Origin of the sequence: Paraglaciecola algarum (assembly GCF_021532655.1) — a bacterium.
Classification (GTDB): domain Bacteria; phylum Pseudomonadota; class Gammaproteobacteria; order Enterobacterales; family Alteromonadaceae; genus Paraglaciecola; species Paraglaciecola algarum.
In genome coordinates this window covers 271,266-296,384 of record NZ_JAKGAS010000001.1, presented here as the reverse complement: position 1 = coordinate 296,384, position 25,119 = coordinate 271,266, and the positions used below count along the sequence as shown (strand labels likewise).

Annotated in this window: 23 protein-coding genes; 3 read left to right on the top strand and 20 right to left on the bottom strand. The window is 38.6% G+C overall.

What is annotated here, in order from left to right; translation table 11 throughout:
• Window positions 1-11: 11 nt before the first annotated feature.
• From purF to L0668_RS01205, 15 genes are all read right to left on the bottom strand, one after another.
• A complete protein-coding gene (gene purF / locus L0668_RS01275; RefSeq protein ID WP_235310248.1) occupies window positions 12-1,538 on the bottom strand; it encodes an amidophosphoribosyltransferase in 1,527 nt (508 codons plus the stop codon).
• A gap of 13 nt (window positions 1,539-1,551) precedes the next feature.
• A complete protein-coding gene (locus L0668_RS01270; RefSeq protein ID WP_235310247.1) occupies window positions 1,552-2,040 on the bottom strand; it encodes a CvpA family protein in 489 nt (162 codons plus the stop codon).
• A 129-nt stretch (window positions 2,041-2,169) separates the two neighbouring features.
• Window positions 2,170-2,859, bottom strand: coding sequence for an SPOR domain-containing protein (locus tag L0668_RS01265; RefSeq protein ID WP_235310246.1), 690 nt, complete (start codon window positions 2,857-2,859; stop codon window positions 2,170-2,172).
• A 1-nt stretch (window position 2,860) separates the two neighbouring features.
• A complete protein-coding gene (gene folC, locus L0668_RS01260) occupies window positions 2,861-4,168 on the bottom strand; it encodes a bifunctional tetrahydrofolate synthase/dihydrofolate synthase (protein ID WP_235310245.1) in 1,308 nt (435 codons plus the stop codon).
• A gap of 3 nt (window positions 4,169-4,171) precedes the next feature.
• Window positions 4,172-5,020, bottom strand: coding sequence for an acetyl-CoA carboxylase, carboxyltransferase subunit beta (gene accD, locus L0668_RS01255; RefSeq protein WP_235310244.1), 849 nt, complete (start codon window positions 5,018-5,020; stop codon window positions 4,172-4,174).
• 211 nt (window positions 5,021-5,231) lie between these two features.
• Window positions 5,232-6,017: a tRNA pseudouridine(38-40) synthase TruA gene (gene truA, locus L0668_RS01250; protein ID WP_235310243.1), complete on the bottom strand. Its 786-nt coding sequence runs from the start codon at window positions 6,015-6,017 to the stop codon at window positions 5,232-5,234.
• A gap of 59 nt (window positions 6,018-6,076) precedes the next feature.
• Window positions 6,077-7,417: a sigma 54-interacting transcriptional regulator gene (locus L0668_RS01245; RefSeq protein ID WP_370659877.1), complete on the bottom strand. Its 1,341-nt coding sequence runs from the start codon at window positions 7,415-7,417 to the stop codon at window positions 6,077-6,079.
• Window positions 7,414-7,995 (bottom strand): hypothetical protein, encoded by a 582-nt coding sequence (locus L0668_RS01240; RefSeq protein WP_235310242.1) that lies wholly within the window; start codon window positions 7,993-7,995, stop codon window positions 7,414-7,416. The genes L0668_RS01245 and L0668_RS01240 overlap by 4 nt, the downstream gene beginning before the upstream one ends.
• Window positions 7,992-9,500, bottom strand: a complete 1,509-nt coding sequence (locus L0668_RS01235) for a sensor histidine kinase (protein WP_235310241.1) — start codon at window positions 9,498-9,500, stop codon at window positions 7,992-7,994. The genes L0668_RS01240 and L0668_RS01235 overlap by 4 nt, the downstream gene beginning before the upstream one ends.
• Window positions 9,478-9,744, bottom strand: a complete 267-nt coding sequence (locus L0668_RS01230) for an EF-hand domain-containing protein (RefSeq protein ID WP_235310240.1) — start codon at window positions 9,742-9,744, stop codon at window positions 9,478-9,480. The genes L0668_RS01235 and L0668_RS01230 overlap by 23 nt, the downstream gene beginning before the upstream one ends.
• Before the next feature lie 280 nt (window positions 9,745-10,024).
• A complete protein-coding gene (locus L0668_RS01225; protein WP_235310239.1) occupies window positions 10,025-11,068 on the bottom strand; it encodes an ABC transporter ATP-binding protein in 1,044 nt (347 codons plus the stop codon).
• Window positions 11,055-12,728, bottom strand: a complete 1,674-nt coding sequence (locus L0668_RS01220; protein WP_235310238.1) for an ABC transporter permease — start codon at window positions 12,726-12,728, stop codon at window positions 11,055-11,057. The genes L0668_RS01225 and L0668_RS01220 overlap by 14 nt, the downstream gene beginning before the upstream one ends.
• A 37-nt stretch (window positions 12,729-12,765) precedes the next feature.
• A complete protein-coding gene (locus L0668_RS01215; protein ID WP_235310237.1) occupies window positions 12,766-13,779 on the bottom strand; it encodes a Fe(3+) ABC transporter substrate-binding protein in 1,014 nt (337 codons plus the stop codon).
• A 114-nt stretch (window positions 13,780-13,893) separates the two neighbouring features.
• Window positions 13,894-15,540 carry an ATP-binding SpoIIE family protein phosphatase gene (locus tag L0668_RS01210; protein ID WP_235310236.1) on the bottom strand — a complete coding sequence of 549 codons (1,647 nt, stop codon included), beginning with the start codon at window positions 15,538-15,540 and terminating at the stop codon, window positions 13,894-13,896.
• Window positions 15,541-15,567: 27 nt separating this feature from the next.
• Entirely contained in the window at window positions 15,568-15,873 is a 306-nt protein-coding gene (locus tag L0668_RS01205; RefSeq protein ID WP_235310235.1) for an STAS domain-containing protein, read from the bottom strand.
• Window positions 15,874-16,005: 132 nt separating this feature from the next.
• Here L0668_RS01205 and yciH point away from each other — a divergent pair, with 132 nt between their 5' ends.
• The 3 genes from yciH to pheA all read left to right on the top strand — a co-directional run bounded on the left by yciH (window position 16,006) and on the right by pheA (window position 18,486).
• Entirely contained in the window at window positions 16,006-16,326 is a 321-nt protein-coding gene (yciH, locus tag L0668_RS01200; RefSeq protein WP_235310234.1) for a stress response translation initiation inhibitor YciH, read from the top strand.
• Window positions 16,327-16,346: 20 nt separating this feature from the next.
• Window positions 16,347-17,150 (top strand): response regulator, encoded by an 804-nt coding sequence (locus tag L0668_RS01195; RefSeq protein ID WP_235310233.1) that lies wholly within the window; start codon window positions 16,347-16,349, stop codon window positions 17,148-17,150.
• A gap of 154 nt (window positions 17,151-17,304) precedes the next feature.
• Entirely contained in the window at window positions 17,305-18,486 is a 1,182-nt protein-coding gene (gene pheA / locus L0668_RS01190) for a prephenate dehydratase (RefSeq protein ID WP_235310232.1), read from the top strand.
• Window positions 18,487-18,569: 83 nt separating this feature from the next.
• Here pheA and L0668_RS01185 read toward each other — a convergent pair whose 3' ends face one another.
• The 5 genes from L0668_RS01185 to rlmF form a co-directional block, all read right to left on the bottom strand.
• The gene (locus tag L0668_RS01185; protein WP_235310231.1) at window positions 18,570-20,891 is read right to left on the bottom strand and encodes a methyl-accepting chemotaxis protein; all 2,322 of its coding nucleotides are present in this window, start codon (window positions 20,889-20,891) and stop codon (window positions 18,570-18,572) included.
• A gap of 96 nt (window positions 20,892-20,987) precedes the next feature.
• Window positions 20,988-22,115 carry a bifunctional chorismate mutase/prephenate dehydrogenase gene (gene tyrA, locus L0668_RS01180; RefSeq protein ID WP_235310230.1) on the bottom strand — a complete coding sequence of 376 codons (1,128 nt, stop codon included), beginning with the start codon at window positions 22,113-22,115 and terminating at the stop codon, window positions 20,988-20,990.
• An 11-nt stretch (window positions 22,116-22,126) separates the two neighbouring features.
• On the bottom strand, window positions 22,127-23,218 hold the full coding sequence (locus tag L0668_RS01175) for a 3-deoxy-7-phosphoheptulonate synthase (protein ID WP_235310229.1): 1,092 nt from the start codon (window positions 23,216-23,218) through the stop codon (window positions 22,127-22,129).
• A gap of 262 nt (window positions 23,219-23,480) precedes the next feature.
• Window positions 23,481-24,041: a sugar O-acetyltransferase gene (locus L0668_RS01170; RefSeq protein WP_235310228.1), complete on the bottom strand. Its 561-nt coding sequence runs from the start codon at window positions 24,039-24,041 to the stop codon at window positions 23,481-23,483.
• A 33-nt stretch (window positions 24,042-24,074) separates the two neighbouring features.
• On the bottom strand, window positions 24,075-25,118 hold the full coding sequence (rlmF, locus tag L0668_RS01165) for a 23S rRNA (adenine(1618)-N(6))-methyltransferase RlmF (protein WP_235310227.1): 1,044 nt from the start codon (window positions 25,116-25,118) through the stop codon (window positions 24,075-24,077).
• Between the last annotated feature and the right edge of the window lies 1 nt (window position 25,119).

Below are 25,119 nucleotides of genomic sequence, written 5' to 3'. Positions count from 1 at the left end.
TACAAAGTTTGTTACTGGTTGGAGCCTTGACTCATGTTATGCATTTCGAGATTACTCAACTCTGTTTGAATACCGTCGTTTTTTGCCCCTTCGTTACGCATGTTATCAATTCTTTCTAAATAAGAATGATCAACGTCTCCGGTTATATAATTACCGTCGAACACTGAGGTTTCAAATCGACTGATTTCTGGATTAAGCTCGCGCACAGCATCGACTAAATCCTGGATATCTTGAAAAATTAACCCGTCAGCTCGAATCAATTCACTAATTTGCTCAATTTCACGGCCATAGGCAATGAGCTCGTTGGCTGATGGCATATCGATACCATATACATTAGGAAAACGAATCTCTGGTGCTGCAGAAGCAAAATATACTTTATTTGCTCCAGACTCACGGGCCATTTCAATAATCTGCTCTGAAGTCGTACCACGCACAATTGAGTCATCAACCAGTAATACATTTTTACCTTTGAACTCTGAAGGTATGGCATTCAACTTACGACGAACTGACTTACGCCTCATAGTTTGCCCTGGCATAATAAACGTACGACCAATATAACGGTTTTTAACAAACCCTTGTCTATAAGGCTTATCTAGTTCAATCGCAATTTGCAATGCCACATCTGAAGAGGTTTCTGGGATAGGGATAACGACATCAATATCTAAATCAGCCCATTCCCTCGCAATTTTTTGGCCCAACTTACGACCCATATTAACTCGAGACGCGTAAACAGAAATTCCATCAATAAACGAATCAGGACGGGCAAAATACACAAATTCAAAAATACAAGGAGCGTTAATAGGCTTTTCTGCACATTGCTGTGTGTGTAATACGCCTGCTTCTGTTACATATATAGCTTCACCTGGCGCAACATCACGCACAAAAGTAAAACCAACGGCATCTAAAGCAACACTTTCAGAGGCAACCATGTATTCGTCGCCAAACTCAGTTTTACGTTTACCTAAAGCTAAAGGGCGAATACCAAATGGGTCTCTAAAGGCCAACATGCCATGACCAATAATAGCGGCCACTACGGCATAGGCGCCACGAATTTTTTTATGCACATTTGAAACGGCTTGAAACACCTCAGCTGGGGTTAACTCTAAGCCTTCAAAGGTTTGTAATTCGTGGGCAATAATATTTAATAACAATTCGGAGTCTGAAGTGGTATTGATATGACGACGAGCCACTTTAGATACTTCATCTTTAAGCTCATGGGCATTAGTTAAGTTTCCATTATGAGCAAATGCAATACCGTAGGGTGAATTTACATAAAACGGTTGCGCTTCTGCTGAACTAGAACTCCCTGCTGTAGGATAACGGGCATGACCTATGCCTAATTGGCCAGTTAGCTTTTTCATATGGCGAGTATGAAACACATCTCTGACTAAGCCGTTATCTTTTCTAAGATTAAACACACCTTTGTCAACTGTCACTATACCAGCGGCATCTTGACCTCTATGTTGGAGAACAGTTAAAGCATCATACAAAGCTTGATTAACTGGGACTTTCCCCACAATTCCAACAATACCACACATGCGATTTACCTTTTTAAACGGGCTGTATAAAACTAGAGTTGTTTTGCAAATACTCGAAAAACCACTCAATTACTAAACTGAATTCGGGAACCAAAATCGATGTTTCCCATAAATTTGAATTTGAAAAGGGTGTAAATGTATCTAAGAAAAACAATAGTGCACTAACGATTAACACGCCACGCAAAGCACCAAAAATTAAACCTAGCGCCCTATCAGTACCGGTTAGTCCGGTAAATTGAACTAACTGAGCAATTAAATAATTAACTAAGCCGCCTAAAATCAACGTACACACAAATAAAATAGCAATGGCCACACCATTACGGATCATTAAATCTTCTATTTGGGTAAAATGAGCGGCGAGCTCTGAATAGAATTGGCTGGCGATAAAAAAGGCACTGATCCAAATAGTTAAAGAAATAGCTTCTTTAACAAATCCTCGGATTAAGCTGATCACAGCGGAAAACAAAATCACACCAATTATGGCGTAGTCTATCCAATTCATAAGATATGTTTCAAACTACTCAAAAGGTTTGACAAAAGAAATTGGCAAACAATTAAAATCGCGCGCATTCTATCAAAACACCTACAGAAAATCCTACAATTTTTAGCTAAGATTATTAACTGATATAAATTATTGCACAGTAAAGGGCGTGACTCGTCCCTGTAGGTTTGTCAGTTGTTTTAAATGAGAAAGTGCTGTGGTTAGTTTTTGTTTATCTAAATCTGGACCAACAAATACTTTGGTTAAGTTACCTGAGCTGGTTTTTACTGGGCGACTAAAAGCGCGATATCCGGCTTTTTCTAACTTAGCCAATAACTCTTTGACGTTTTTTTGGTGGCGAAAGCTACCTAATTGTACCACCCAACCCGCGCCAGCTAATAACTTGTCTTGATCATGGTGTACAACGGTTTGGGCCGCTAAGCTAGTTGATTTAGTCGCTGTTTTAGCACCTGACTCTGTAACTGTTTCATCAAGGGAAAGTTGACTAGATGGGTCTTCAATCTGGCGATCTTGCTCAACGTTATCCGGAATTTTAACATCAAGCACAGTTTCAGTATCCCCTTCAGAAACTGCTTTAGGTTCTTCATCCACTGCCTGTTCAGTTAAGACTTCAATTTTACGTGTGCTCGCTTGCTTAATTTTATCGGTATTAAATTCACTGGGCGCTTTAACTTGCTTCATTTGTGGCTTTTCTGGCAAATCTACAAACAAGTTACGTTTGGTTTCTTTTTTACCATCTAACAAGTCAGGCAGAAATATCACGGCAATAGCCACAATAATAACGGTTCCAACTAGGCGGTTTTTTAATGCAGGAGACAAACTAAATATCCTCAGCTATTGAATTTTCATTATGTAAATTTAAAACTTCAGCAATAGTAAAAAAAGAGCCAAACACAATAATACAATCATTTTCTTCAGCTTGCTCTAATGCTGCTTCGTAGGCCTGTGTTACTTGTTCAAATTCTATCACTTTTTTAACTAATCCGGCTGAGTTAGTCGAATTAATAACTGAAACCAATTTCTGCGCCTGTCCACCTCTTGGCATGTGCAACGTTGCACAATGCCAAGTATCCACTATATCAAGCATTGGTGCCAAACTCGCTGCTACATCTTTATCTTGCAACATAGCGATAACACCAAAAATTTTGTTCGAACCTAGTTGTTTTAAGTCTGATGCCAATAACCCCGTTGCTTGAGGATTGTGAGCCACATCCAACATTACAGTTGGCTGGGTTTGTAATACTTGCCTTCTACCTGGCAAATGAACTGAAGCAAACACTTGAGTTAATAATAGTTCTGGCACCTCTAGCCCTAAGGTTTCAATAACTTGTAATGCTGTGGATGCATTTTGTGCTGGAATATTAGGTACTGGCAACCCTTGGTATTGACAAGTTTGGCTATGCCAACTAAAACCATCTTCATTAACTTGATAACCAAAATCAACATCTTGCCATTTGGGCTTAACTTTATAATCTATTGCCGCTTTTTTTAGGGATAGCGGTGGATTTGGATCACCAATAATAGCTGGTATACCCGCTCTAAATATCCCTGCCTTTTCCTTAGCAATTTGTTCTTTAGTATCCCCTAACCAATCTTGATGATCTAAATCAATTCCTGTGATCACAGCGATATTTGGGTCAAGGATATTCACAGCGTCGAGTCGTCCGCCTAACCCGACTTCTAGTAACACATAATCCGCGTTAGCTTCATGTAACAGCACTAACGCAGCTAGTGTGCCAAACTCAAAATAAGTTAAGGAGGTATCGCTACGTGCACTATCCACTTTAAGAAAAGCTTGGCAATGTGCCTCGGTCGTTAACATACTACCAGCCACTCGTACTCGCTCACGATAGTCGATTAAATGGGGTGAGCTAAATACTCCAACCGTTTTATCTTGAGCTAATAAAATTTGTTCGACCAAGGCGCAAGTGGTGCCTTTACCATTGGTTCCGGCAACAGTAATGACTGTTTTATTGGTAAATGAAATATCTAAATTTTGATATACTTTAGCAACACGATCCAAACCTAGCTCAATATTACTAGGGTGAATGTCGTTAAGATAAGATAACCATTGTTGAAGTGACCAAGCCTCTTTATTCGAGACTTGGTTAATAGCTGATTCTGCCATCAATTAATGATGTTGATGATGTAGCTTTGACAATAGACTATAGATCTTGTCGCGCATTTCTCGACGATCAACAATTAAATCAATTGCGCCTTTTTCTAATAAAAACTCACTGCGCTGAAATCCCTCTGGTAAGGTTTCACGTACAGTTTGTTCTATCACTCTTGGTCCAGCAAAACCAATTAGTGCTTTGGGTTCAGCTACGTTTACGTCACCTAACATAGCTAAACTGGCTGACACTCCACCCATAGTTGGATCGGTCAAAACTGAAATGTAAGGTAGGCCTTTCTCACTCATTTTTGCCAAAGCAGCACTGGTTTTAGCCATTTGCATCAAAGACATAAGCGCCTCTTGCATCCTGGCTCCACCACTAGTAGAAAAACAAATAAGTGGCATATTATGCTCTAAACAAGCCTCAACAGCTTTAACAAACCGAGCCCCTACGACAGACGCCATTGACCCACCCATAAAGGCAAATTCAAATGCTGCTACAGCTACAGGCATACCTCTTAATTTACCTTGCACTACAACTAACGCATCTTTTTCGTTGGTGGCTTTTTGCGCGGCGCTAAGTCTATCTTTGTACTTTTTCGAATCTTTAAATTTAAGTAAATCTTGAGGCTCTAGATTTGCGCCTAACTCTTTACGATCACCTTGATCTAAAAAGTGATTCACTCGAACGCGTGCACTAATACGCATATGATGATCACACTTAGGACACACACCTAACTGCTTTTCTAGTTCTGTTTTATATAAGACTGAGGTGCATTCAGGGCACTTAGTCCAAATGCCTTCCGGTACATTACTTTTTGTTGATGACTTAGTACGCGGCAGTATTTTTTCTATCCAACTCATTTCAAAATCCTGTTCTGCAGTTTGTTATCAAATTTCATACAAACTAAAAAATTCATTCCAAACTGACAATTTCAATGGCAACTTGTCACTTAATACAATTATTCAAGTGTGCCCATAACCTAATGGTTAAAAGAAGCGCTATTAAAGCACATACCCTTTGTTTCACGAAAGTAAAACTGGTCTTAGAAGTCATATTCAAGCAATAAAACCACTAATCTGGCAAAAACAACGGTCCTATTGGATGTTCAGGCAATGCAAACTCATCTGGATAAGTCACATCAACTAAATATAAACCATGGGGTTTAGCCGTGGCAGCTGCCTTGGTACGATCTTTTCCCACCAGTAAAGTATCCATCCAATCAGGTGTTTGTTCTTTTTTACCTATGACTAGTAACGAGCCGACAATGTTACGCACCATATGGTGTAAAAAGGCGTTCGCTTTGACATCAATGACAATGTAATCGCCATACCGTTCAACTCTAATATGTTGTAAATCTCGGGTAGGGGTATTGGCCTGGCAATTTACCGCCCGAAATGCGCTAAAGTCATGGCGACCAACTAAAAATTGAGCCCCCTGGTGCATTAATTCATGATCGACTTGATCATGAACATGCGTCACACCTTTAGCTAATATGCTGTTACGCATGCGATTATTATAAATCACATAGCGATAACGTCTAGCCGTTGCTGAGAATCGAGCATGAAAATCTTCACCCAAGTTTGTCACCCACTTGGCGGCTATGCTATCAGGTAAATAACGATTGATACCAATAGTCCAGGCTTTGTCAGGCCTTTGGCTTTGGGTATCAAAATGCACCACTTGGCAGGTAGCATGTACGCCGGCATCGGTTCTACCGGCACATACTACTTTAATAGATTCATTGGCTATTTCAGAAAGAGCTTCTTCAACATGCTGTTGAACACTAACTACCGTTTGTTGACGCTGCCATCCATGATAACTTGCACCGTCATACTCAATTCCTAAAGCCAATCGCATTAAAACACTTACACCCTGCCAAAATTTGGCGCTATTGTAATATCAATCCTTCTAAAAAACTATTTAAAATCAGCTGAGTACACTGCATGTTTTTTCATTAATTTATGCATATCTGTACGGTTTCTGCCTGCCATCTCAGCTGCTCGTGTTACATTTCCGTCTGTCATTTTTAACAGTTTTAATAAATATTGATGTTCAAATGCATCTCTTGCTTCGGTTAAGGTTGGCCATTTTTGTTCAGATGCAGATAATGCTTGTTCAACTAAATGAGAGGCGATCACTGGTGTTTGCGTGAGTGCCACACATTGCTCTACCACATTGACCAGTTGACGAACGTTGCCAGGCCATACACAGGTAGTTAATAACTGCATGGCATCATCCGAAAAACGACTGACTTTTACTTCATGTTTCTTGGCGCTACTTTTCAGTAAATGCCTAGCTAATAGCGGGATATCTTCAGATCGCTCCCGTAGTGATGGCAAGGTGATGTTCACTACATTTAAGCGATAATATAAATCTTCTCTAAAATTGCCGTCCTGCATTTCTTTGGTTAGATCTTTATGGGTGGCTGAAATAATCCGCACATCGATTGGCACTTGTTTACTGCTACCAACTGGCCTTATCATTTGCTCTTGCAACGCCCGCAACAATTTAACTTGCAGCGACACTGGCATATCACCTATTTCATCCAAAAATAGGGTACCGCCGTCTGCTTCTCTAAATAACCCCTGGTGTTCATTGATCGCACCGGTAAAGGCACCTTTACTGTGTCCAAATAGTTCTGATTCGAGTAGGTTTTCGGGTAGTGCACCACAATTAATTGCCACAAAGGACTTATCCGCTCTTTTACTGGCTTTATGAATACCATTGGCTAACAGTTCTTTACCCGTACCACTTGCACCGCTAATCAGCACACTGACATTGCGCTGTGCAACCCGGTAAGCTTGGTCTAGCAATTGCTCCATTTGGTTCGAACGGGTGATAATGTTTTCACACCACTTGGCTTGTTGTGCACCTTGATTTTGTTCAGCAGCTTTAGCTAATAATTGCCTTAATTCAGCGTGATCTATTGGCTTAGTTAAAAAACCAAATACCCCTCTTTGTGTCGCTTCTACCGCATCTTGAATAGTACCGTGGGCCGTCATTAAGATAACTGGCACATCCTTTTTAAGGGACATGATTTCTTCAAACAAACTTAAGCCATCTAAACCAGGCATACGTAAGTCGCTTAACACCACGTCATAATTTTTTGTGGCTAATAATTTAAGTGCATCTTTACCACCTGAGGCACTTTGTACTTGATAACCTTCTCCAGTTAATCGAATCGCCATTAAACGTAATAGACTTTCATCATCATCGACTAACAATATACTTGGATCAGATTTAGACATAAGATTCATTGACTAGCTCCCTGCTCACCTTGAATGAGTGACGCCTCTATATTTAATAATTGTTGTATTTTTTCGGCTTGTTCAGATAGGAGTTGTTTTTGTTGTTCTATGTCTGCAACATACCGGCTATTGGTTTTACTCATAGTCACTAAAGCTGACTCCATTTCTAAACGCTCTAAACTTGGTCGATATATAGCAACCAACATAAACTTGTGCATAACCTTAGATAACTTGGGCATAAGAGACTCTGCCCAGATTTGCGCTCTTAAGCGGTCTTGATAAGGCGTATCTTGACCTTGGCTAAGAATGATTTTTCGCAGTACATCGACATTTTGGTTAGATAAACTTGCCAATATTGACTTGCGTTGGGACCAATCCATGGCCTCTAGGCTAGTCCAATATTCAAGCCAAAACCTAATATCACACTCTTGAGTTTTTACTACGTCTACTTTTTTCCATACACAAGATTGCCACTCATTAATAACATTAACGTCGCTCTCTGGTGCCACTTGAGTCAATTTGGGAAGTAATTCACAACTACTCAAAAAAATGAGTACAACTAATATGCCACTACATTTGTAATTCATACACTCGCTTCTGTACTTGGATCTCTCACCAAGTCTTTTATTGGGGTGATCACTGGGATCATCACACGGACACACACATCGGCATAATCTACATCGACTATTTCCGCTTTACCAAACATCATACGCGCACACTCAGCGACAATTGATAAGCCGAGTCCAGTACCAATCACTCTATCGTTACGTGCGCCATCACCACGATAAAAAGGTTGAAACAAAGTACTACGGGTATTTGCCGGAATTTTTTGACCTCTGTTAGCAAAATCCAAATATTGTAAATCTCCCTTTTGATAGATGTGAATATTTATTGGACGCCCCTTACTACCATGAGCCAAAGCATTGGACAGCAAGTTATCTAGAATGCGCCTAAACAACTTATGATCAGCATATATTGAGGGCAATTCATTATTAATCAATAGCCCATTTTCATGCTGTTTTAAGGCTAATCCATTTTGTTGAATAAATTCTTTCAACATCACTTCTGAATCTATTAGTTCCCATTCTGGAGAAGCCTGTTGTAACAATAAATTATAATCAAGCAGTTGAATAATAAGTAAATTTAATCTGTCTGTACTACTATTTAATAAGGACAGCACTTCCGTTTGTTGCTCATTTAAAGGCCCTACAACTTGCTCAGTCAATAATGAGCAGCCTTCTTTAATGCTGGCTAATGGTGTTTTCAATTCATGGGCGGCATGGCGTAACAAGGCTGTTCGTAATTGTTCTAATTTTTCCAAGCGAGAAGACAAATTATGTAATTGATGCTCTAACACTATCAGTTCTTGTGGACCTGTTTTTGAAATTGCCGGCAACTCACTGGTTTGTTGAGAGATAGCACGTATCACTTGTTCTACTTTTTCAATGGGGTTAAGTATCGCTTTTACCCCCAAAATAATCAGCAACACAGAAATGCCTAATAATATACCTGTCAACCAAAGTTGATTTTGTTGAACAGAGTTCACATAGTGCTGTTGGTTTTGCAATCGAATATCCAAAAATCGATTAACTTGCTGGGCTAAATTCTTAATATTTTTTTTAAAATCAGCTAATTGAGCATCTAGTAATAATGGATCAATCTCAGCAGAAATATGCTTAATCCAATCAACCCTTGCACTTAATTGTTCACAATTTTGTTTTTCAGGAACCTGCTGACACACGTATCGTTGGTGAGTATCAAACCTATTAATAGATGTATTAATTAATTCAGGCAAGGCTTCATTTTTGACTATAGTAAATTGACGAACCAACCTTTCAATATCTAGTGAGAGGTTTTCCATTTTACTCACTTGGCGCACAATATTTATGGATTGCTCTGTTTCATTAGAGGCAATTTGGGTTAGGTTTCTTAGGGTAACTTGACTATAAGCAACCAATACAGCCAAAGGCACTAATACCACTACAAAACTGACAAAAGTTAATTGTCGCAGCGACTTAAGCTGTAACCCTACACGATGTTTTAATAACAACAAGAGTTTAGATAAAAAGTTATGTAGATACTGGCTTATCAATGATAGTCACTTTTGTTGTTTCGAGTTCTTTGCTGCTCAATTTGCCATTTCCATCAGTGTCAATCTTACCGAATACTGCCAATAAAGCGGGTTCGGCAACAGCCTCTTTAAGACTGATAGTACCATCTTGATCTACATCTAACTTGTCTATTAAGTTACTTAAAGGATTAGCTAAGCTAGAGAATATCAAAAAGCTAGATATTAAGAGGAAAAACGTTGGGCTAATATAGTCTGACCTTTTCATTGCAAAATCCTTAAAGTGGGTTTAATTAAAGTAAATATATTTATTTTTACCTTTACTTTTAACTTAATAGCCATGATGTGAAAATCTTTACATCATGGCTATAACACACTTTGTGCCAAACTCGCTTTTCCTCACAAAATCAACAACTTAAAAATCAGTATTAATATTTTCAAGGTACCAATGTAGCAAATTAGATACACCCCATGCCAGTTTCAAAAATAACTCAATAAATCAATTACTTAATATGTCGCTAATTACATACAAGTAACAATAACTAGATTTATTCCGCTTTAAAAATAATCAAATGTTCCAGATCAAGACGAATACCAATATTTTCACCTATCTTATGATCATGATGGCTTAAGGCTAAGCAGAGTAATTTCTCGGGGTTAATTCGATTTAACTGCAATTCATACAGAATATGTGAACCTTTAAAGTCTTTGCTTATCACCTTGGCCACGGTTCGGCTATTATCATCATGTACTATGTCATCTGGCCGTACTAAAAACTCAACTTTGTCATCGATATTAAACCCGTAAGAGGCATCGATTGGAAATTGGCCTAAACTACTATTTATTTGCAAGTCTTTGTCTATCTCAGCTTGGATAAATACCCCATCGCCAATAAAACTAGCCACAAACTTGTCTACGGGTCTATGATATAAAGCGTAGGCATTTGACCATTGTAATAGCCGACCATCATGCATAACACCCACTACATCCGCCATGGAGAACGCTTCCTTTTGATCGTGTGTCACCATCAATGCAGTGGCATTTTCATGTTTTAATATAGCCCTCAGGTCTTTAGCTAAACCTTCTCTTAATTCACTATCTAAACTGGAAAAGGGTTCGTCCAATAATAATAGATCAGGCTTAGCTGCCATTGCCCTCACTAAAGCTACTCGTTGTTGCTGACCACCAGATAACTCATGGGGAAACCTTAGTTCAATGCCAGTTAGACCTACTAGTTGCAAAAGCTCATCTACACGAGCTTGCTTTTGTTGTTTATTCCAACTAGTGAGTCCAAAGGTAATATTTTGTTGTACGTTAAGATGCGGAAACAAAGCATAGTCTTGAAATACCACGGCCACCCTGCGCTTCTGAGTAGACAAGTTAGTTTTATTATCGCTAACAATTTGTTCTCGAAGCCAAATTTCTCCATTTATTATTGGTTCAAAACCAGCTATTGCACGCAATGCAGAGGTTTTTCCAGACCCCGATGGGCCTAATAAACAACCTATTTGCCCAACGCTAAGCTCAAACCCAAGATTATTAACTACAATTTTATCTTGATATGCAAGAGACACATTATTAAGACGTAACATATTTGCCTTTATTTTTACTAGTTCTTTGAGGTGAGCGTTGTTCAGTCATTCGGGTTAAAAATATCACAGGAATGATGCCTACTATTACAATGGCCAAAGCAGGCAAAGCTGCTTCCATTAGCCTTTCATCAGAGGCTAATTCAAAGGTTTTAACCGCTAAAGTATTAAAGTTAAATGGTCGTAATATTAGGGTCGCGGGTAACTCTTTCATTACATCCACAAACACTAACAACAATGAACTACACACACTTGAGGTTAACAATGGCACATGAATATTTTTCAAAATACTAAAAGAGCTATGACCCAAGGACTTAGCAGCGTCATCAAGACTGGGTTTAATCCTAGCTATACCTGAATCTACGTTATGCATAGCAACGGCCAAAAATCGTATACAATATACTAATACCAAAGCAAACAAAGTACCCGACAAAATCAGACCAACACTTTGCTCAAACCAAGCTTCAGTTATCCCATTAATTTGTATATCTAACCAACTTAAAATAACTAAAGCGCCAATAGCAATGACAGTCCCCGGCAGGGCATATCCTAATCCAACAAAACTAACAATTAAGTGGATAACTTTAGAACGATTTAATCGCTTAGCGTAAGCAAAAAATAAAGCAAGTATTACAGCACATATAGCAGTGATGGCAGCTAGATAAAAACTATTCCAAATTAGTTGAATAAAAGCCTGATCAAATTGTTTAGTAAATGAATCAATTGCCCAACCCACTAATTGTAAAACCGGAATTAAAAAGCCAAAGATCACAGGTAACACACATAATATTGCCATTACGACAGACTTATATCCGTGCAATACTTGCCGATTAAAAGCCTTGGATTTTTGTCCTTGTAAATAATACTTAACTTTACGCCTTGAAAAATATTCCAACACTAAAAGCAGCACAACAAAACTAGTCAACATAGCAGCTAACTGAGCAGCGGCGATACCATTGCCTAGGCCAAACCAGGTTCTAAATATGCCTGTGGTAAATGTACTTATCCCAAAATATTGTACCGTGCCATAATCGGCGAATGCCTCCATCATAGCCAAAGCAGCGCCCATTAAGATTGCTGGCCTAGCCAAAGGAAAGACAACCTTAGTAATAAATTGGTTCGCTGTAACGCCCAAACTTTTTGATACTTCTTCTAAATTTGCTGGTAGGTCTGAAAACGCAGTCTTAGCTAACATATAAACATAGGGATACAAAACCAAAGACAACATCAAAATTGCCCCACTTAAAGAACGAATTTCTGGGAAGTAATAATCACCATATTGCCAATCAAAGGTCGTGCGTAACGCTCCTTGCACCGGACCGGCAAAGTCTAATAATCCAGTATATGAATAGGCTAAAATATAGGCTGGCATAGCCATAGGTAACAGTACTAACCATTTAATTTGTCTACGTGCATAAAAGTCATAACGAGCGATAAACCAAGCCAAAGGTGCGCCAATTAAGATCACTAAGGCCCCTACCCCAAAAGCTAATAACAGTGAGTTGGTTACGTAATCTGACAACACGGTTTGGTACAGATGCTGCCACACATCAAGTTGCGGAAACGCTAAACTAGAAAAAACTAAGACGATAGGTGAAGCTAATATGACACAACAAATAACAACACAGATAAACCAAGGGTTAAGCCAATTGTAGTGCCTCATACAATTGGCTCGAAAAAACAATGATTAGGTGTGAACCTTATTTCCACCCAGCACGATCCATAATACGTACAGCGCTAGCGTTCAATTCACCTAATTGGCTTAGAGGAACTTGTTCAGCTTTATACTGACCAAATGAAGTTAATAGATCACTCCATTTCACATTGGGTAAAACAGGGTATTCATGGTTTGTGTTGGCATACCAAACTTGTGATTCACTGCTTAATAGAAAATCAACTAACTTACGTGCAGCGTCTTTGTTGGGAGCATTTTTAGCCATAGCCACGCCTGAAATATTGACATGCGCACCACGATCTTGTTGATTAGGCCAGACTACTTTCACTTGTTTGGCTTGAGCTTGCTGAGTTTTATCATCTGAAGACAACATTCCAGCTAAGTAATAAGTATTAGCAATCGCTAGGTCACACTGACCAGCGGCAACCGCTTTGATTTGATCTCTGTCACCACCTTGGGGTGGACGAGCGAAGTTTTTAACAAAACCATCCACCCAAGCTTGGGCCTGTTCTTCACCTAACTGCGCGATCAATGAGGCCACCATAGATTGATTATAAATGTTGCTAGAACTGCGAATACAAATTCGTCCTTTCCAACTAGGATCAGTCAAATCTTCGAGGCTAGTTACTGCATTAGCCGCTACCCGATCTTTTGAAACCATGATAGGGCGAGCTCGCAAAGATAAACCAATCCAATGGCTTTCTTCATCTTGAAAATTAGCAGGCACGGTTTGTGAAACACTTGAAGTACTAATGGCTTGGGTCAAACCTTGTTGTTTGGCGCGATACAAACGTCCAACATCAGTGGTTAACAACAAATCTGCTGGACTATATTTACCTTCACTTTTAAGACGTGTAATCAAATTGTCGGCTTTGCCTGTGACTAAATTAACCGAAATACCTGTTTGTTGGGTAAATTGATCCAATAATGGTTTGATTAATGCTTCTTTACGGGCTGAATATAAATTGACTTGTTCGGCCATCACCAAAGGAGACACGAAGGTCCCCACTAGGGCGACAATAGATAAAATATTTTTCAAAGTGCAGATCCCAACTAGTTGACAAAATTTGAGGCTAGAATGGTATTCTAATTGCGAATAATTCTCAATAACAAATTGAAATTTATTCTATATTCAACCTATTGTGAAGATTACTTATAATGTAAATACTACATCAACGGTATTACCACTATTGGAGTATTTTACAGAATCACACAACTGCTTAACTAATACGATCCCTCTTCCGTAAGCTTTTTCAGGATCGTCTTCATAGTGCAACAAAGATGGGTCAAACCCCTCACCAGAATCTTGTATTTGAAAACGTAAACTCTTCTTTTGAGGGTTAAATTCGGTAGTTAAAACAATACTAGCTTGTTGCAGAGTATCTAATCTTTCTTGCTTAAGAGTAAAGAATTCAAAAAAACCTTCATCCGTCTCTTTTAGCTTAGAATCCAATTTTAGTATTCCGTGATCTAAAGCATTATTGTATAGCTCACTTAACACAGTAAAAATTGCACTGTGACGATGAGATAAGCCGAGCTGATTGGCGATAACATTAACCAAACTACTAATAGGCTCCCCTTGCTTCAAATCTTCAGCATCAAGATCACTAATAATTTTTAATGGTAATTTCGCTAACTTTTCATGACTTTGTATTGGTTTTAGTGGCTGACAAGTAAAAATAACCAGTGTGATATCGTCTAGTCGCTCACCACCATCTAAGTACTCAAGTACTTTGTCAAATAATCCTTGAGTGGTAATTTTTTGATTTTTTATAAGCCACTGCTCTGCCCCGCTTTCTCCCAACATATTTTGGGAGGCATTTTCAATTTCAACCAAACCATCGCTAAAACCGATTAAGCGGTCGCCATATGTAGCTTCATAACGTTCTACAATAGCATCGAAATCTTCATCCTCTAAGATACCAAGTGACATATGTTTTGATTCAAAACGTTTAACAATTTTTCCTTCGTCATTTTGCAAAACTAAAGGTGGCATGCCGCCATTCCATACTTCAATTCTTTTGCCTGACTTATCAATTTCAACAATAATTGCCGCAAAAAACATATCATCGGGCAATAAAGTTAAAAGCGTTTGGTTAATCGTTTCTGAAATTTCGTTCAGTGATAACCCCTTTCTACACATAGCATTAAAGGCTTTAGAAACCGGTAACGCACCAATAGATGAAGCTAAACCATGGCCAGTAAAATCTCCCATCAGAAAATACATGCCACCTGACGGGCTACTACACATTAAAAATAAATCACCATTGAAGGTGCTCGCTGGATTTAACTGGTAATCAATATAATCATTTAATGACTCATCGATAACTAATGCATTGGCAAATATATGTTCAACTATTTTATGTTCTCTTTCCACAGCTGCTTGATAAAAAGCAAGTTGCTTAAATTGATCATTGGCCCTTTTGCTTAACAAACGAGTCCGAGAATGCGCTCTGATTTTGGCTGACAGGATCACCTTATCAAAAGGCTTCGAAACAAAATCATCGCCCCCCGCCTCTAAACATCGAGCTAGAGCGCCTTCATCATCCACCGCGGTAATAAAAATAATAGGTAAATAAGAATCTGGGGAGCTTTCTTTTAACAAAGGTGCGGCTTCATACCCATCCATTTCGGGCATAACCGCATCAAGTAATACTAAATCAGGGGGAACTTGTTTAGCTAACTCTAATGCCACTTTGCCATTTTCAGCTTCGTATGTATCTACGTATCCTTGCTGTTCAAGCATATTCATCAGTAAAAAACGATTAATTGGATCATCATCTACAACCAAAATACGCATATTCACTATTCCTTAATTAATGCCCTTTTAACAAAACTCAAATTTCTTGCCGAAACGAGCTATCTGCAAAATTCTGGACACTTGAGGTTTGGCGTGTTTAATTTTAAAACTCGTCACTTTGTCTTTCATGGCTTTTTGCATGTTGAGTAACATCCCCAAAGCTGAGCTATCCATGTATTCGGTATTTTGCAGGTCAATCACTATAGCTGTAACCGTTTCTGTCCCCTCCGAATAAGCAGTTCTAAACCCTTGGACTTGAGAAAAATCAAATTTTTCATCTATAAAAATGGTCAGTAATTTTCCATCATCAGAAAACGCCCTATCTAAGCTCATAACAAACTCCAATTTATTTGTAGGTTGATATCACCCATTAAATAATACTTTTAGGTATATGCCTATAAACAATCCACTTTTTTTTATAGAATTGTTCCTACACTTTAAAAATATTTTTAATGCGGTGGTAAAATGAACGAAAACAAGCTGGTTTATAGCACTGATTTAGGGCGGATCCAAAACACAAATATCGCCCCAAAAGTTAAAAGTAGTGATGGAGTTGTGCGTATAAGGCGAGAAACAAAAGGCCGCAAAGGTAAAGGTGTCACCACTATTTCTGGACTTGCGCTAGCCGACACAGAATTAAAGGCCATGTGTAGTAAATTAAAAAAGGTGTGCGGTACCGGTGGCGCTGTAAAAGACGGTATTATCGAAATCCAAGGTGATAATAGAGATAAAATAAAGGCAAGTCTTGAGCAATTAGGACATAATGTAAAATTAGCCGGTGGCTAATTGACGGAAAAGGAGTACTAATGTCCCATATAGCATTATCTGAGGTCAGCATTATTTTGGTTGAGCCGTCAGACACCCAACGCAAAATTATTACCAAACAACTAGCCGCAGCAGATGTCTTAAAAGTTGAAGGGACAGGCAGCGTTAAACAAGCTATCAATTTGATTTCAAAACACGGTGCAGATTTAGTCGTAAGCGCGATGTATTTTGAAGATGGCACGGGCTTAGACATTATCAAGAACATTAAGAATGATGAAAAACATGCTGGTATGCCTTTTATGCTTATCTCTAGTGAAAATCGCACCGAAAAATTGGAAGAATTTAAACAAGCTGGTGTAGCGGCAATTTTACCTAAACCTTTTTCTCCAGACAGCTTAGCCAAGGCACTAAATACCTCTTTAGACCTCATTAATACAGATGAACTAGAATTAGATTTATTTGATATTCAAGACGTAAGGGTGTTACTTGTAGACGATAGTAAGTTAGCCAGAAATCACATTCATCGTGTATTAAATGGATTAGGTCTAGAAAAAATATTTGAAGCTGAAAATGGCGCAGAAGCGCTTACATTGCTAAAGGATAATACCTTCGATTTAGTGGTTACAGATTATAATATGCCAGAAATGGATGGCCGAGAACTTTCTGAATTTATTCGTTTTAATCCTGAAACTTCACATATCCCCATCATAATGGTAACCAGTGAATCAACCTCAAGTTTACACATGGCCAATATTCACCAAACCGGTGTTAATGCGTTATGCGATAAACCTTTTGAAGTTGAAGAGGTGCGCAAAATCCTCGCCTCATTATTAGGGCAAGACTGACTAAAATATCTTAGTACCATAACCAATAATATTAGATCCAATTTAATGGATTTTGGGTATTGCCTAATAGATAGGCAACGAGCATGACCTAAACCCATTCAGAAATACCTGCCTCCTTAATTAGGCGTTTTTTTTTACAACCCAAGTGAACCAAATGAAGTCGACAGAATTAGAAGAAATCAGAGTCAAAATCACCGAATTAGACAGCAACTTATTAGAATTATTAGCCCAAAGACAACAACTAACCAATTATGTAGCTGAAACTAAAATCAAAAATCAGATCCCAGTAAGAGATCATAAACGAGAAGAACAATTACTGATCCGATTAATCAAGCAAGGTAAAAAGCATAATCTAGACGCCCACTACGTGACTCAAATATTCCACGTGATCCTCGAAGACTCAGTATTAAATCAACAAGCTATGTTAGCTGCCAATGCCAACCCTGGCAGCACTTTATCGGTCAACCGTGTGGCGTTTTTAGGTAACAAGGGCACATACAGTTATCTAGCTACGCAAAAATACTTTAGTCGACGTAGCGGTGAGTTAATTGAAATTGGCTGCCAAAGTTTTGCAGAAATCATTAAAAAAGTAGAAACCAATGAAGCCGATTATGCAGTATTACCCATAGAGAACACCTCATCTGGCAGTATTAATGAAGTATATGACCAACTACAGCACACCAGTTTATCTGTAGTGGGAGAACTAACCCATCCCATTCAACACACCTTGTTAGTTAATCAAGAAACTGAACTAAGTAAAATTAAGACATTGTATGCTCACCCACAAGTATTTGCTCAATGTAGTCACTTTTTAGCCGAATTAGGCAATGTTGAAGTTAAACCTTGTGATAGCTCTTCGGCGGCCATGATCAAAGTAGCAGAACTAAACTCCAACTCAGTAGCCGCAATTGGTAGTGAAGCAGGTGGTAATTTATATGGTTTACATGCCATTAAATCAAACTTGGCCAATCAAAAAGAAAACCATAGTCGATTCTTTGTTGTGGCTAGAGAAGCAGTAAACGTACCTTTACAAGTTCCCGCTAAAACAACCTTAGTCATGTCTACGGTGCAAAAACCAGGGGCTTTGGTTGACGCTCTAGTGGTATTACGGGATAACAATATCAATATGACAAAATTAGAATCTCGCCCTATCACAGGCAATCCTTGGGAAGAGATGTTTTACATTGACGTTGAAGGTAATGTTCAGGATGGACCTATGCAAGAGGCCTTAGAAGTACTTCAGGCTATGGCTCGCACCTTTAAAGTATTAGGTTGTTATCCAAATGAAGAAATTAACCCAACCAAAGTCGCTGCTGTGAGTGCATTAGCGGACTAATTGATAATTGATTGGTTAATAATTAAGGCTTGAACCACAAGCCTTTTTTAGAATAATGCAGCCAGATTAAAACCTAGAATATCTTAAACTTTAAATCTAGCGACTAAGTCATGAGAGTGAGAAGCTGTTTTAGCTAAATCTAACGCAGCTGAACTTGTATGTTTTGCGCCAAGTTCTAACTCACTTGCAAGGGAGCTAATGTTTTCAATACTATTGGCTACCTGAGTAGAGACCCTATCTTGTTGTTCAGATGATTTTGCGACTGTATCAGTCAATTCAAGTACTTGTTTTAAGTTTACCGATAACTCGTCTAAAGCCACGGTTACTAAATCAACTAAGTGAATTCCTCCACTTGCTGCAGCTGTTGCTTTTTCCATAGAATCAACAGACTTTGTCGCAGATTGATTCATGACTTCTATCAAATTAGAAATTTCTACGGTACTTTCTTGAGAGCGTGTTGCTAAGGCTCGAACTTCATCTGCTACAACTGAAAATCCACGCCCCGCTTCACCGGCTCTGGCGGCCTCAATAGCCGCATTAAGTGCTAACAAGTTGGTTTGATCGGCAATACTGGTAATGACATTCAATACAGTTGTAATTTGATTTACTTCATTCTTCAATGAACCAATCACCCTTCCAGATTGTTCGATTAGATCAACTAACAATTTGATGTTATCTGCTGCTAATTCAGCCCGTTCCATATTTTCGTTCAAACTAGCTTGGGCCTGCAAACTTTGGCCACTTGTTTGCCCTGTGGATTGACGTACATCAGATGAAGTAGCTGATAGCTCTTGCATGGCTCCAGCTACAGCTGAAGCTAGGGATAGTTGTTGCTCGGTATTTTTTTCACTTTGCGCAGTTATTACACTCATTTCATGAGAAGCCGAGGCCAAACTATCAGCGTCTACTTTAACTTGTGAAATTATATCTCTTATTTCACTTATGAATTTATTAAAACCTTCAGAAATCCGGTCAATTTCAGGTATACCTGAGCTTTTTAAATTAACAGTTAGATCACCTTCTCCAGTAGACAACTCATCGCACGTTTTACCTAATCGATTTAGTGGTCTAACTATTATTGAAGCGAACCAAAGAATAAAAACAGTTGCCACGGCCATCAATAAAACACTTTCCCAAATGGTAGACATAATTAAATTACTACGCACGACTGTGGCTGGTCTTAAGGCCTCTTCAACATCAACTTCTGCCATTAAAGCAAATGTATTTTCGCCAACCTTTATGGGGGAATAAGCCGAAAACACATCAACGCCTCGGTAGTCTTGAATGCTGTCAAAACCTGTTTTACCTTTTAAAGCTTCGTTAACGGCATGTGAGTCGACAGGTTGAATACCAACAGAAGTACCACGGGCAGTAATCTCTTTTGTTTCATTTGGATAATTCACTTTTAGCGCATTAAAGTAGTTAACTTTATCTTCCACAAAAAAACGACTTTCATTCATTAAAAGCTTATCTTGATTTACCAGATAGGTTTCACCTGTTTCACCAAATCCTCTTTTACTCCATTCTGAATGATGAGTCATTAGAATATCGATTCGATCCATGGGCATTTGAAAAATAAGTACCGCGATAGGTTTACCATTTGAGTAAATTTGTGTCGCAGCAAAACCAGCTAAAGCTTGATATGATGGTAGGTAAGATTTGAAATCACTAAAGAATACAGCACTTTCATTATTTGCATTGCTCGCAGCTGCAAACACTTCACCAATACCCGTATTCGCATATGGGCCATGTTTTATACTGGTGGCAAAGTCTAATTCTTTAAATACACTATAAACAATATTACCTGTATTAATATCTGCGATAAAAATATCGTAATAACCAAACTCATTTAGAAATTGACGTAGAGTGTCATGATATACAGAATGCTGTTTTGCATACTCACTGCCGTTACCAAGGTGTGCTAGGCCATCTTTTTCACCTAACGCAAACGTTGAACCAGCGATAAAATCATATTGTAGTGCTAACGCATTTTCACTCAAACCTGCTAATAGATCCGAAGCATTATCAATTGGATTGGTATTAAAATTATTAAATTTTGTAGTAAAATCAACTTGATAATAATTTTCCAAGTGGCTTTTATTTGAGGATGATAATTGCCCTCTTTGTTGTGTATAACCTTCAAAGGCTGGTATGAATTTTTCTGCTGCTTCTACAACTGATAATTCGTATGATTTGGCTCTAATTTGAGATTCAATGAATGAAAAATACTCACTGATAGCTTCACCGGTTTGCACATTTTGTGATACCAAACGCTCTTTTACTGCTTGGGTTAAGGCTTGATTTGACTCATTAACTGCTACGTAAACAGATACTCCACCTAATAACAGCACACAAAGCAACACAATAGATAGTGTTGATATTAATAGGCGAATTTTTAAAGGCATGTGATTTATTACTCCATTATGTAAAACCATAAGAACCATCTGTATGGTTCTAGATATTTAATAATTTTAAATAAATCAAGTCAAAAAACTTTAGTATTATGAACGGTCGTCATCCGCCTTAAGTAAGAGTTTCTTACTATTTACTAAGCATTGCTTAGAGTAGTCGCCAAACCAAGCTCCTACTTTAAAAAACTGTTTAATAAATTCGCCTTTGTTGCCCTTTTCCACCATGTTCAACGCTTGGGTAAACTTCTCACTAAACTCAGTCAGTCGTAAAAGGCTGTCTTTGTTATCGAAAATGATATCTGCATACAAGGCAGGATCTTGGGCAAATAATCGGCCAACCATAGATAACTCTAAACGATAAATAGGTGAACTTAATGATACAAGACGTTGCAGGTCTGGGTTAGCACTGGCTAAGTGAGAGCCAAACACAAAACTACAAAAATGGCGCATAACCTGAATAAACACCATAGCGTCGTCATGTTCTTTAGCATCAACTTCTTGCAGTATTGCTCCCCAAATACGAATTTGCTCCAACAGCCAAGCATAACTTGATGTATTTCTTCCGTGACATACGACCACCACTTGTTTAACTAAACTTGATACGTCAGGTCCAAACATAGGGTGTAATCCCACTACTGGCCCCTTGTGAGCTTGCATCATGGCTGCTAATGGTTTCTCTTTTGTACTCGTGATATCCGCTAAAATACAGTCTTTAGGTAAAGCCTTGAGTCGACTAATAGTCGATTCAGTTAATTTAATCGGTACGGCCACCAACACTAAACCTGCACCATCAAACAATTGATCAGCATTTGGCCAATCGTCTTTTTCTAGAATTTCAACTGGGTAACCACTACGCTTGAACATATCCACAAAGATACGCCCTAGTGCCCCGGCACCTCCAATTACAACAATCTTTTTAATGTCGCAATTAGTGCACAAATAATCAGTATGTTGAGTTTGGTATGATTCACGCATAATACGTCGTAACAAATCTTCAACTAATACAGGAGATACATTTTGTTGTTCAGCTTCAGAACGTCTTTTGGTAATTAGTTCCGCTTCACGTTCTGGAATATAAATAGGCAAACCAGCTTGGCTTTTATACTGGCCAACTTTAGTAGTGACTTTGGCCCGTCTCGCCAATAAATTCACTAATTCACTATCGATCTGATCGATCTCTTTTCTTAGTTTATTTAATTCTTCTGGCGAAACAGACATATCCTTTCCTATTAAATTGAATCGTTAAATTTATTCAGACGTAATGGCAATACTGTGACAAGTTTCTCACGCATATCGTTAATTAAGTCTTCTGTGGTTTGCCAATCAATACAGCCGTCAGTAATTGACACACCGTAATCTAAGTCGGCTGGCTTTTTACCATTACTACTTTGGTTACCAGCATTTAGATGGCTTTCTAACATGATACCAATTACAGATTGATTGCCTTCTAAAATTTGATTCACAACGTTCTTAGCAACCAAAGGTTGGCGGCGATAATCTTTGCTTGAGTTAGCATGGCTACAGTCGATCACAAGTCCCGCTGATAGTTTATTTTTTTCAAGCTCAACTTCACAATCTGCCACACAAACAGAATCATAATTAGGCTGTTTACCACCACGCAAGATTATATGCCCATCAGGATTTCCTTGAGTTTGGATTACACTCACCTGGCCTTTACTATTAATGCCCATAAAACTATGACCAGATGCTGCTGATTGCAAAGCGTTAATCGCAATACCTAAACCACCATCTGTACCATTTTTAAATCCAACTGGCATAGACAAACCACTGGCCATTTCTCTATGTGTTTGAGATTCGGAGGTACGAGCACCAATCGCAGACCAGCTAAATAGCTCAGCCAAATATTGTGGACTAATAGGATCTAAAGCCTCAGTAGCGACAGGCAATTCTAAATCAGCTAACCAAATAAGTAGCTCACGAGCTTTACGTAAACCCGCTTCGATATCAAAGGTATCATTGATATGTGGATCGTTGATCAACCCTTTCCAACCTACTGTAGTACGTGGTTTCTCAAAATACACGCGCATCACTATATACAAAGTATCTTTGCACTTTTCCTGTAACTCTTTCAGTTTTATTGCATAGGCTTTAGCGGCTTCTACATCATGAATGGAGCATGGGCCACTGATCACCAAAAAGCGATGATCTTTGCGATGTAAAATATCACTAATAACCTGACGTGAACCTTGAATAATTTTTAGTGACTCTTCACTGACTGGTAACTCAGTTTTTAAAGCATGAGGCGTGACTAATACTTGTTCTGATGAAACATTAATGTTGTTTATGTTATCCCGTAACATTGGTTTTAACTCTACTAAAATAAATAAAATATGGCATTGAGCCATTTAAAATGAACGACTCTATACATGGGCATTTCTGACAACAAAACAACTGTAAAGATTTTTGTACAGGGTGTATTTTATTATTTACCGAAATGATATTGACTTTTTAACAGAAATTATAAATCGTCACAAGAGATACTTAGTTTTAGCCACCTAACTGAACGATATTTAAGCTAAATACCGCAAGCTAGAACAAAGGGCTGTATAATTATCAATATGCTCAATTAGCTTTTTTGATCACCTTTGCCGGTACACCTGCCACAATTGTGTTTGCAGCTACATTCTTATTCACTACAGCGCCGGCAGCTATTACGGCATTGTCACCAATAGTCACACCATCCAGAATTTTTGCACCCATACCGACCCACACATTGTTTCCTATGCTAATGGGTAAGGCCGTTTCCATGCCCTTTTTACGTTTATCTGGATCAAGGGGATGGCTCGCGGTTGATATCAACACACCAGGGGCTAACATCACATCATCACCAAAGGTGACAGGGGCGGTATCTAAGATCACTACGCCGTGATTAGCATAAAAGTTTTTACCTAGATGAATGTTATAACCATAGTCACAATAAAAGTCTGGCTCAATCCAAGCTCCGGCATAGCTTCCTACTAGACTTTCAATGATCTTTCGGCTGCCTTTTCTATCGTCTATATCATGACGATTAAATTGCTGGCACAAACGTTTAGCGACAGCTCTTTCATTTTGCAAGGTTTTATCACTTGGAAAATATTCTATTCCTTGCAGCATTTTTTGTTTTTCGGTTAATTTTGTCATGAACTACTCGCTTAGATTTATTTACCTATTTGTTTATTTACTAGTAAAGTTAAAACGCCAAGCCAAAAAGCGGCTGATCTTTTGTCCTTGAGCCATATCAACTACTTTCCAGTCTATGTCTGCAGATTGCTCTAACACTTTTGTTAATTGTGGCAAGTGCTCTTTTTTTGAAACTAAACAAGTAAACCATTTTATTTGTTTAGCAAACTTAGGGCTTTGCGTGATCATACGCTGAATAAAGGCAAGCTCTCCACCTTCACACCATAATTCATTTGCTTGACCACTAAAGTTCAAACTTTTTATTTTCGATCCAGCCATGTGAGATTGACGTTTTTTAGCGTGTTTAGCCAAATTGTTAACTTTACGCATAGACCCAGCTTGAGCTTCTTTGGCAGACGCGTGAAATGGCGGATTACACATACAAAAATCAAACACTTGGTCGCTAGCTACCACACCTGTAAAGATATCCGTTGGCTTAGACTGTTGGACTACTTGTATATTGTCTTTTAAAACAGGATTCGACAAAATAATATTTTCAGCAGATTTAATCGAAACAGGATCAATATCGGTGCCATACATATTCCAACCATAAATGCGATTGGCTAATATTGGATAAACTAAGTTTGCCCCAGTACCAATATCTAAACCTATGACTTGGCTATTTTTAGCTACTTCTTTTAGCTGATTTTCAGCTAAAAGGTCGGCAATATGATGCACATAATCAGCTCTTCCGGGAATAGGTGGACATAAGTATCCAGTGGGGATATCCCAAAACTTAATCTGGTAATAATAATCCAGTAAAGCCGCATTAAGCGCTTTTACCGCGTCAGGCTCAGAGAAGTTTATGGTTTTACCGCCGTCAGGCTTGATTATCACAAATGTTTGTAAGTCAGGGCAATGACTTACCAATTCATCCAAAGGGTACCCATCCGAATGCAAACTTCTCGGATGTAATCGATTGCCCTGTATGGGTTTAGTGAGCTGTTGACGTTTGGCTTTTTGCTGTTTAGTGACTTTTGTCACTGCAGTTTTTTTAGCAAACCCAGTACTAGTTTTTACCTTGGTTTGTTTGGGCATA

Bases quoted from the DNA above. Each gene is read 5' to 3' on its own strand.
- L0668_RS01170 (WP_235310228.1), bottom strand. From the start codon at position 24,041: ATGACAAAATTAACCGAAAAACAAAAAATGCTGCAAGGAATAGAATAT.
- L0668_RS01240 (WP_235310242.1), bottom strand. From the start codon at position 7,995: ATGAATTACAAATGTAGTGGCATATTAGTTGTACTCATTTTTTTGAGT.
- L0668_RS01225 (WP_235310239.1), bottom strand. From the start codon at position 11,068: ATGTTACGTCTTAATAATGTGTCTCTTGCATATCAAGATAAAATTGTA.
- truA (WP_235310243.1), bottom strand. From the start codon at position 6,017: ATGCGATTGGCTTTAGGAATTGAGTATGACGGTGCAAGTTATCATGGA.
- folC (WP_235310245.1), bottom strand. From the start codon at position 4,168: ATGGCAGAATCAGCTATTAACCAAGTCTCGAATAAAGAGGCTTGGTCA.
- pheA (WP_235310232.1), top strand. From the start codon at position 17,305: ATGAAGTCGACAGAATTAGAAGAAATCAGAGTCAAAATCACCGAATTA.
- accD (WP_235310244.1), bottom strand. From the start codon at position 5,020: ATGAGTTGGATAGAAAAAATACTGCCGCGTACTAAGTCATCAACAAAA.
- rlmF (WP_235310227.1), bottom strand. From the start codon at position 25,118: ATGCCCAAACAAACCAAGGTAAAAACTAGTACTGGGTTTGCTAAAAAA.
- L0668_RS01270 (WP_235310247.1), bottom strand. From the start codon at position 2,040: ATGAATTGGATAGACTACGCCATAATTGGTGTGATTTTGTTTTCCGCT.
- L0668_RS01220 (WP_235310238.1), bottom strand. From the start codon at position 12,728: ATGAGGCACTACAATTGGCTTAACCCTTGGTTTATCTGTGTTGTTATT.
- purF (WP_235310248.1), bottom strand. From the start codon at position 1,538: ATGTGTGGTATTGTTGGAATTGTGGGGAAAGTCCCAGTTAATCAAGCT.
- tyrA (WP_235310230.1), bottom strand. From the start codon at position 22,115: ATGTCTGTTTCGCCAGAAGAATTAAATAAACTAAGAAAAGAGATCGAT.
- L0668_RS01185 (WP_235310231.1), bottom strand. From the start codon at position 20,891: ATGCCTTTAAAAATTCGCCTATTAATATCAACACTATCTATTGTGTTG.
- L0668_RS01175 (WP_235310229.1), bottom strand. From the start codon at position 23,218: ATGTTACGGGATAACATAAACAACATTAATGTTTCATCAGAACAAGTA.
- L0668_RS01210 (WP_235310236.1), bottom strand. From the start codon at position 15,540: ATGCGTATTTTGGTTGTAGATGATGATCCAATTAATCGTTTTTTACTG.
- L0668_RS01245 (WP_370659877.1), bottom strand. From the start codon at position 7,417: ATGAATCTTATGTCTAAATCTGATCCAAGTATATTGTTAGTCGATGAT.
- L0668_RS01230 (WP_235310240.1), bottom strand. From the start codon at position 9,744: ATGAAAAGGTCAGACTATATTAGCCCAACGTTTTTCCTCTTAATATCT.
- L0668_RS01205 (WP_235310235.1), bottom strand. From the start codon at position 15,873: ATGAGCTTAGATAGGGCGTTTTCTGATGATGGAAAATTACTGACCATT.
- L0668_RS01195 (WP_235310233.1), top strand. From the start codon at position 16,347: ATGTCCCATATAGCATTATCTGAGGTCAGCATTATTTTGGTTGAGCCG.
- yciH (WP_235310234.1), top strand. From the start codon at position 16,006: ATGAACGAAAACAAGCTGGTTTATAGCACTGATTTAGGGCGGATCCAA.